We start from the raw sequence: 7,695 nt of genomic DNA, 5'->3' as shown, positions 1-7,695 counted from the left end.
TTGGTTACTTTTGGGGCGTTTGCCAAAAGTGACCCGCTGTAAGAGCGGAACCATAGGTGGCCGTTACCGAAGCAACGGATATGCCCCCCATCCAAACCCCAAATCACTGCGGCACCGCCCGAATCACCGCCCTAACCCCCTGCCCCCCGGGAATCGCCTTATCCACCGAAGGCAACTGCGGCGCCTGCACATCCGGCATCGCCCAGCTATGCTCCGGCTGCAACCCACCCTGGGCCCTGCGCATAAACTCATAGCGATTCAGCGTAATACTGCGCCCCGCCCCACCGTCACGAATAATGTAGGGCCGCAAAAACACCATCAAATTAGTCTTCGTCACACTGCGCTTTTCATTCCTGAACAACGCCCCCAACCCCGGAATATCCGACAACCAGGGCACCGCGTCATTGCTCTGGCTATACCCATCCTGCAACAGCCCGCCAAGTACCATGATCTGCCCGTCATCCAGCAAAATACTCGTATCAATCGCCCGCTTGTTCGTCACCGTCCCGGCATCCACCGAAGCCCGCGTGTCGACGCTGCTGACCTCCTGATAAATATCCAGCTTCACCGTCCCCCCCTCGGAAATCTGCGGCCGCACGTTCAGCTTCAGCCCCACTTCCTCGCGCTGCACCGTCTGGAACGGGTTGTTGCTCGTGCCGCCTCCGCCCGTCACATAACTGCCGGTGACAAACGGAATCGTCTGCCCCACAAAAATACTCGCCGCCTCGTTATCCAGGGTCAGCAGGTTCGGCGTCGACAACACATTGGTCCCGCCCTTGCTCTTCAATGCCCGGGCCAGCACCTTGAGATCCAGCACCTTGCCAATCCCCGGAATATCCACCGAGCCGTTCACCAGCCCGATGTTCAAACCCTTGGGCAACACATCAATGCTGGTCTTGCTGGTGGGGGTTCCATTCAAGCCGCTGCCCCCCAGGTTCACCCCGCCAAAGCCCCCCTTCCCGCCCAGGTTCCCCGCCTGCCACTGCACCCCGAACTCGCTGGCATCGTCCTCACCCACTTCGACGATCAGGCTCTCGATCACCACCTGGGCGCGACGCTGGTCGAGCATGTCGATCACCTCCCGCAGGTTGCGATACAGCGGGTCCGGCGCCGAGATCAGCAAGGTGTTGGTGGTGGCGTCCGCCTGGATCGTCACGCCACCGGCGCTGAACGCGGTGTTCTGGTCGTTGGGGGAAGAGGCGCCGATGCTGCTGGTGTCCTGCCCGTAACCACTGGGCTGGGCAGTGCCGCTGCCGGTGGGGGTGCCACTGCTGTTCTGGGTGTTGCCCTGGCCGGTCTGGGTGTTGCCGCCCATGCTGCTCAACTTGCCCCGCGCATTGTCACTGGTACCGGTGTCGCTCTCGCCAGTGAGCAAGCCCCGTAGCGACTGCGCCAACTTGCCGGCCTGGGCGTTGCGCAGGTACACCACGTGCATATTGCTCGGGTTGCTCTGGGCGTTGTCGAGCTTGTAGATCAGGTTGCGCGCCAGTTCCGTGCGCTCCGGGCTGCCGGCGCGGATGATGATGGAGTTGGAGCGCGGGTCGCCGATCACGTTGATCTTCTGGGTCTGGTCGGCGCCCTGGGTTTCGAGGAGCTCCGAGACCATGGCGGCGATGTCCACGGCGATGCCGTTCTGCACCTTCACCACGTCGGTGTCGATGGCGCTCGGGGTGTCGATGCCGTCGATGATCTGTGCCACCCGCGCCAGGTTTTCCGCGTAGTCGGTGATCACGATGCTGTTGTTGCCGGGGTAGGCATTGATCGGGTTGTTCGGCGACACGATGGGGCGCAGTACCGGGATCAGGTTCACCGCGTTTTCGTATTGCAGGCGGAAGGTGCGGGTCTGCATGCCCTGCCCGCCCGGGTTGGCGCCGCTGTAGATCGGCCCGCCCAGCAGCTTGGCGTCCGCCTCCGGCACCACCTGGGCCACACCGCCTACGTCGACCACGCTGAAGCCCTGCATGCGCAGCGCCGCCAGCAGCATGTCGTAGGCCTGGTGCGCCGGTACCTGGCCTTCGCTGACCAACGTGAGGTTGCCTTTGACACGCGGGTCCACCAGGAATTGCTGGCCGGTGGCGCGGGACAAGGCGCGTACCACCGCCTGGATATCGGCGTCGACGAAGTTCAGTTGTACCGGTTGATCACCCAGCGGGTTGCGCGCCCTGGCCGGTGCGGCGCCATGGCTGCGGGCGCTGTTGGTCACCGGGTGTTGCACCCGGGGTGGCGGCACGGTTTCGCGCTGGCGGTCCAGTGGTGTGTCGCCGCTGCGCCGGGTGTCGGCCAAGGGTTGGCCGAGCTCGCTGTCCACCAGCAACGGCGCGGAGGATTGGGGGTTGCTGCACGCTCCCAGCGCCAACAAGAGCAAAGGGGCGACCTTGCGATAAGGCGCAGCGTTGGGCAATGACCACTTCATGAAGCTTCCTTAGCGCCAGGCGCCTGATCCATGCGAACGGTCCCGGACAAGGTGCCGGCCGAGTTTGAAGGGGTGGCCTCGCCTGCACGTTGCAGGCGGGCCGCAGAGACTTCCAGGGAGAGCGGCCGGGGGTTGGCCAGCAGCCAGTCGATCACCGCGTCCGCCGGGGCGTCGTCGAAGGTCAGGCGCCAGCTGCCGGTGTCCTGCGGCTGCAATTGATAGCGGCCCTGCAACCCGGCGTTGTCGAGGGACTGGTGCAAGGCGGTTTCCAGGTCACTGCTGCGCGGGGCTGCGGCGACGCCTTGCAGCAGCACCTGCAAGGCCTCGGCCTGGCTGCGCAGTTTCGGGGTTTCGGCTTGCCAGTAATCGATCTTCTTCAGCGGTGGCTGGATCAACAGCAACCAGGTCAGCAGGCCCGCCAGCACCAGGCCGGCACCCACCAACAGACGTTTTTCACGCATGGCCAGGCCGTTCCAGAACACCTGGACCTGGCTGCGCAGAAGCTGCCAACGCTTATTCATCTTCGGCCTCATCGTCTGCATCGGCTTCAACGCGCTCGGTAAGCGGGCCGACTGTCCAGCCCTGGTCGTCGCGACGGGCGCTGAACCCGGCCTGGGCCAGCAGCGCCTGCGCGTCAGCGGCCAGCGCCGGGGTCCGGGCGTCGGGCAGCAGGCTCAGCTGCAGGCGGCCTTGCTCGTAGCTCAAGCTCTCGACGCTGCCCGCCATGGACGGCAGGCTGCTGCCCGCCAGCGCCAGCAAGCCGGTAAAGCGCTGCCCAGGTTCGGCCGCCGCGCCGCTCTGGCGTGCGGCCAGTTGCTGACGGGCTTGTTGCAGCGGGTTGAGAATCACCGGCAGTTCGGGGAAGGCCTGGCGTACTTGCTGGCTCATCTGCGCCTTGAGGCGTTGGCCTTCGTCGACCTGGCGGGCGGCGTAGAGGTTCAGGCCCAGGGCCCAGATGGCGACCGCCAGCGCCGTGCAGGCCGCCGCCCTGCCCCAGCCACCGGTTGCCGCCTGCTGGAGCCGACCGTGCAAACCCCAGCCCGGCGCGGTACCGCTCCAACGGGCATCGTCGGTCACATGGAGCACATCGACACCGGTGGCGAGCAGATCATCCAGCGCCTGCTGCCCCAGAGGGTGTACCGCGCCCTGCTGCAGGCTATGGCGCAGTAGCAAATGCCCGTCGCAGAAGGCCGCGCTCGCTGGCCCGCTGACCGGCAACGCGTAGGGCGCCGGGTACAGGCCACGCACTTTGATTTTCAGCTGGGTCGTTATCCGGCCCAGGTGCTCAAGGCTGCTTTTGGGCAACCAGCCGACCTGCACCAGGCCGCCGCTTTCCCGTGGACCGTGGGCCACATGCATCAATTCCAGCGGGCCGAGGATCAGTGCCTGGGCCGCACAGGTCACTGCATCGTCGACCTTGGCGGAGGGCAATTGCGGCAGCTCCAGGCTGGTCAGCAAGCTGTCCCGTGGATGCAGAAAACACTCCGCCTGGGTATTCGCCCATTGCGCCAGGCGGCCCTCGCCCTGCTGGCTGACCTGCCCGGCGCGGTCCAGCCAGGCGAACTGCACCTGGCTCTCGGTGGTGAGTTCATCCAGCGGCGGCAAGCCGATGCGCAAACGCTTCATACGCCCACCCGCGACCAGATCACCTGGGGCTGACGATCTTCCGGGCGATACAGCAACGCCTCCAGCGTGACCCGACGCTGCTCGCGGCGCGCCTGGCCGTGCACGCGAAACCACTCGCTGGTGATCCCCACCTGCACCGTGTCCACCGCGACTTGTGGCATGCGCAACCGGTTGACGAAATCCCCGCGATTGACAAACCAGCGCCCGCCGTCGCGCTCGGCCACCAGTGCCTGGGCCTGGGACAGGCTGAGCCCCGGTACCACGCTGCTGAGCACCTCGGCGCTGGCGGTATTGCCGTTGACCCAGGTATTGCCGGGCAGCACGCTGACATAGCTCGCCATGCGCCGCAGTTGGCGCGGGTCGAGGCCTTCGATACCGCTGAGGTCGGTGAGGCTGCGCAACATCGGGTACTTGGCCGGGACCAATGGCGCGGCGGCACCGGGCGAGGTATCCCGGCTGCTGTTGAAGCCGCCGGTGAGTGAGCCGCCGAGCTCGCGCTGGTCGTATGAGTCGATCACTCGCCGGCTGATGCGGCGGCTCACGGCCGGGTCGATGCCGATCAATTGGCACAAGCGCTCGAAGCTCTGCAACTGCACGGCGTCCGGGTGTTGTTGGGTCACCAGGTTGCGCAGGTTGAACTTGCCCTGCTCATCCTCAATCCGCCCCTCGAAAGCACCGCCGAGGGGCCGTGCCCACTGTTGATCGAGCCGGGTCAACACGTCCTGGCGGCGCGCGTCCCACAGGAGCTGGCGACTGGTTTCCAGGCCGCCATTCAACAACCATTGGCCCTGGATACGCAGTTGTTCAGCTTCCAGGCTGCGGGTGAACACGGTTTGCCGGGTGAGCATGGCGCCGGCAAGCACCGCGACCACGGCCGCGATCAGCAAGGCACTGATAATCGCCATGCCGCGCTGCTTCGCCGCTGTGGGCGAATGGCTGTTCATCGCCGGCCTTACAACTGCCAGGAGCCGATATCGGCGTTCACGCCGTCACCATCAGGTTTCCCGTCGGCGCCGAGGGAGAACACATCCACTTCGCCGTTGGCCCCTGGGTTGAGGTAGTGATACGGGTTGCCCCACGGGTCGTTGGGCAAGCGTTCGAGGTAGGCGCGCCAGTTGCTGTTTTTCGCATCGGCCGGGCGTTCCACCAGCACCTTCAAGCCCTGGTTCATGCTGGGATACGAGCCGTGGTCGAGACGGTAGAGTTTCAGGGCCTGCATCAGCCCGCCAATGTCCTGCCGGGCCGCTGTGGCCCGCGCCTGGTCGGGGCGGTCGAGCACCTTGGGCACCACCAGCGCCGCCAGAATCCCCAGGATCACCACGACCACCATGATCTCGATCAGGGTGAAACCGCGCTGCCTGCGCGCTGACGTGAAGTGTGCGATATCCATGTCGACATTCCTTGGCTTGAGTGCATTTCGTGGCGCAGTGTTGCAAGAACACATGTCAGTCATGTTGAAAATCCTCGGGAGCTTTGGTCGCCAATCGGTCAACTCCCGGGGCTAGTCTGCGGGCCTGTTTCCCGGTTTTGAGTACGCCATGGGCGGGCCCCGCAACGAGCAAGGTTTCACCCTGATTGAAGTGTTGGTGGCACTGGCGATCATCGCCGTGGCCATGGCGGCGGCGGTACGCGTGGCCGGGCTGATGACCACCAGCAACGGCCTGCTGCGGGACAAGTCGATGGCGCTGCTGGCAGCCCAGGGGCGGATGGCGGAACTGCGCCTGGAAGGTCGGGTGAGCACCGGGCGCAAGACGTTCGACTGCGACCAGGGCCGGCTGAAACTGCGTTGCGAACAGACCATCAGCAACGGGCCGGATGGGCGCCTGTTCCAGGTCAGCGTGCAGGTGCTGGACGCCACCCGGGAAGCGCCCCCCCTGGCACGCCTGGAGACACTGCTGGGGCGACCGCCGGTGAAGCGCCCGGTTACTGCCGAATGAGGCTTGGCAACGCCGGCCCATCGGGCAACTTGTCGAGGGGCACGCGGATTTTTTCCGCGCCGCGCTCGATCTCCACGCTATCGCCTTCAATGGCCGTCAGCCGCACGCCGGGACTCAGGCGTTCACCCAACAAAAAGCTGCGGGGCGGGCCGTCGTTGAGACTGAGGATCGCCACCGCCCCACGCGCCCCGGCAAGCACCCCGGAGACCTTGATCTGCATCACCGCCGGGGTATTGGAAAACCATTGCACGGCGGGGTTGTCACTGCGAGCCGCCAACGCCTGGGGCGCGGCCTGCGGGGTGTGGGACTCGGCCGACGTGAGCAACAGCGGCGTCCAGGTCGCAACCCCTGCCAGCGCCGCCAGCAACGCCACGGCCTGGACGCCATGGGCGGGTGAAAAACGATGGATGAATGCCATGGGCGGGACCTCCTGTTTGTCCGTCGCCTCAGGCTACAGGGCAATTCACACCTTTTTATTTCAGCGGTTGATCAGGGAGCAAAAAATGAAACAGCAGGGCTTCACGTTGATCGAGTTGATGGTGGTGCTGGTGATCATCGGCATCGCCAGTGCGGCCATCAGCCTGAGCATCAAGCCTGATCCGCTGCACCTGCTGCGCAAGGACGCGGAACGCTTGAGCCAATTGCTGCAGGTGGCCCAGGCCGAGGCGCGTGCCGATGGCCGGGCGATTACCTGGAAAGCCGATGCCAAGGGATTTCGCTTCAGCCGCGTTACCGATGATGGGCTGGGAGTGGAGAACTTCAGCGGCGATCAGCAACTGCGTCCGCGGGCCTGGGACAGTGCGCCGATGCAGGTGCGCATCGAGCCCGGGAAAACATTGGTGCTGGATGCTGAATGGGTGAACCCGCCGGTGCGGGTGGTGCTGTCGGATGGGCAATACAGCCTTAGCCTGCAACGGGATGCGGCGGGGTTGTTGCGGGTGGTGAGTCATGAGTGACCAGAAGGGTTTTACGCTGATCGAGGTGATGGTGGCGATCATGTTGATGGCGGTGGTCAGTGTGATTGCCTGGCGCGGGTTGGACAGTGTGACCCGGGCTGATCAGCATTTGCAGGCCAGCAGTGAGCAGACTGAGGTGTTGTTGCGGGCGCTGAACCAGATGCAGCTGGATGTGAGCTTGCGCTCGGGGGTTGAGTTGGGGCCGCCGATTGGCGAAGACGCGCCGAAGCCTGGCGGGTTGGCGGCGGTGTCGGTGAGGAGTTCGGACAGCAAGGGGTTTCGGCTGGAGGTGATCCGGAGTGCGCCGATTCCTGGGGATGGGTTGCAGCGGGTGCGGTGGTGGCTCAAGGGCGACACGCTGTACCGGGCAGCTGCACCGGCGCGGGATCGGTATCCGCTGCCGGCGCCCCGGGATGCGGTGGCGGTGCTTGGGCAGGTCAGGGATTTGCAGGTGCGGGTTTGGGACAAGGGGTGGCGGCAGTTGAGTGGGAATCGGCAGGGTGAACCGCTGGGGATCGAGGTGGTTCTGGTGCGGGAGACGGGCCAGGGGGTGGAGCGGTATCGGCAGGTTTTGGGGCCCTTGCGGTAGGGCTTTTTGGGGTGGAGTACATATCCGTTATTTTTGTTATGGCTGATATGGGTTCCGCTCACTTTCGAAAAGCCGGAATGCCGGCCCAGTCAAAAGTAAGCAAAACGCTCTTGCTCCACCACTCGGCTCCTCGCTTAGGCTTGAGTGTTGAAGAGCAAAATCAAAAGCTAAAGC

At 64.9% G+C, this 7,695-nt stretch carries 9 protein-coding genes; 3 read left to right on the top strand and 6 right to left on the bottom strand.

The genetic code is table 11. The features are described from left to right. Positions 1 to 103: 103 nt before the first annotated feature. The 5 genes from gspD to gspG are packed head-to-tail and all read right to left on the bottom strand — an operon-like array spanning position 104 to position 5,429. On the bottom strand, positions 104 to 2,413 hold the full coding sequence (gene gspD / locus HX818_RS23920; protein WP_177020859.1) for a type II secretion system secretin GspD: 2,310 nt from the start codon (positions 2,411 to 2,413) through the stop codon (positions 104 to 106). Continuing rightward, positions 2,410 to 2,934, bottom strand: coding sequence for a type II secretion system protein GspM (gene gspM, locus HX818_RS23915; protein WP_177020858.1), 525 nt, complete (start codon positions 2,932 to 2,934; stop codon positions 2,410 to 2,412). The genes gspD and gspM overlap by 4 nt, the downstream gene beginning before the upstream one ends. Beyond that, positions 2,927 to 4,039 carry a type II secretion system protein GspL gene (gspL, locus tag HX818_RS23910; protein ID WP_177020857.1) on the bottom strand — a complete coding sequence of 371 codons (1,113 nt, stop codon included), beginning with the start codon at positions 4,037 to 4,039 and terminating at the stop codon, positions 2,927 to 2,929. The genes gspM and gspL overlap by 8 nt, the downstream gene beginning before the upstream one ends. Further along, positions 4,036 to 4,983, bottom strand: coding sequence for a type II secretion system minor pseudopilin GspK (gspK, locus tag HX818_RS23905; RefSeq protein ID WP_177020856.1), 948 nt, complete (start codon positions 4,981 to 4,983; stop codon positions 4,036 to 4,038). Before gspK ends, gspL begins: the two co-directional genes overlap by 4 nt. Positions 4,984 to 4,991: 8 nt before the next feature. Continuing rightward, entirely contained in the window at positions 4,992 to 5,429 is a 438-nt protein-coding gene (gene gspG / locus HX818_RS23900) for a type II secretion system major pseudopilin GspG (RefSeq protein WP_003218660.1), read from the bottom strand. A 148-nt stretch (positions 5,430 to 5,577) separates the two neighbouring features. Between gspG and gspI the strand changes: the two genes are divergently transcribed. Next, a complete protein-coding gene (gspI, locus tag HX818_RS23895; protein WP_008431408.1) occupies positions 5,578 to 5,976 on the top strand; it encodes a type II secretion system minor pseudopilin GspI in 399 nt (132 codons plus the stop codon). Here gspI and HX818_RS23890 read toward each other — a convergent pair. Further along, a complete protein-coding gene (locus HX818_RS23890) occupies positions 5,963 to 6,394 on the bottom strand; it encodes a type II secretion system protein N (RefSeq protein ID WP_003218665.1) in 432 nt (143 codons plus the stop codon). The two genes, gspI and HX818_RS23890, sit on opposite strands and share 14 nt — an antisense overlap. 85 nt (positions 6,395 to 6,479) lie before the next feature. On the opposite strand from HX818_RS23890, the gene gspH reads away from it, so the two are divergent. Both gspH and HX818_RS23880 read left to right on the top strand, forming a co-directional pair. Further along, a complete protein-coding gene (gene gspH, locus HX818_RS23885; RefSeq protein ID WP_008431410.1) occupies positions 6,480 to 6,932 on the top strand; it encodes a type II secretion system minor pseudopilin GspH in 453 nt (150 codons plus the stop codon). Then, positions 6,925 to 7,521, top strand: coding sequence for a type II secretion system protein GspJ (locus HX818_RS23880; RefSeq protein WP_177020855.1), 597 nt, complete (start codon positions 6,925 to 6,927; stop codon positions 7,519 to 7,521). The genes gspH and HX818_RS23880 overlap by 8 nt, the downstream gene beginning before the upstream one ends. Positions 7,522 to 7,695 lie beyond the last annotated feature (174 nt).

Source organism: Pseudomonas sp. F9001, from assembly GCF_013385435.1.
Classification (GTDB): Bacteria; Pseudomonadota; Gammaproteobacteria; order Pseudomonadales; family Pseudomonadaceae; genus Aquipseudomonas.
Note: the sequence above shows the minus strand (reverse complement) of the source record. Positions and strands in the feature narration are given on the sequence as shown.

Coding starts and splice junctions, on each gene's coding strand:
- gspD (WP_177020859.1), bottom strand. CDS start 2,413: ATGAAGTGGTCATTGCCCAACGCTGCGCCTTATCGCAAGGTCGCCCCT.
- gspM (WP_177020858.1), bottom strand. CDS start 2,934: ATGAATAAGCGTTGGCAGCTTCTGCGCAGCCAGGTCCAGGTGTTCTGG.
- gspL (WP_177020857.1), bottom strand. CDS start 4,039: ATGAAGCGTTTGCGCATCGGCTTGCCGCCGCTGGATGAACTCACCACC.
- gspK (WP_177020856.1), bottom strand. CDS start 4,983: ATGAACAGCCATTCGCCCACAGCGGCGAAGCAGCGCGGCATGGCGATT.
- gspG (WP_003218660.1), bottom strand. CDS start 5,429: ATGGATATCGCACACTTCACGTCAGCGCGCAGGCAGCGCGGTTTCACC.
- gspI (WP_008431408.1), top strand. CDS start 5,578: ATGGGCGGGCCCCGCAACGAGCAAGGTTTCACCCTGATTGAAGTGTTG.
- HX818_RS23890 (WP_003218665.1), bottom strand. CDS start 6,394: ATGGCATTCATCCATCGTTTTTCACCCGCCCATGGCGTCCAGGCCGTG.
- gspH (WP_008431410.1), top strand. CDS start 6,480: ATGAAACAGCAGGGCTTCACGTTGATCGAGTTGATGGTGGTGCTGGTG.
- HX818_RS23880 (WP_177020855.1), top strand. CDS start 6,925: ATGAGTGACCAGAAGGGTTTTACGCTGATCGAGGTGATGGTGGCGATC.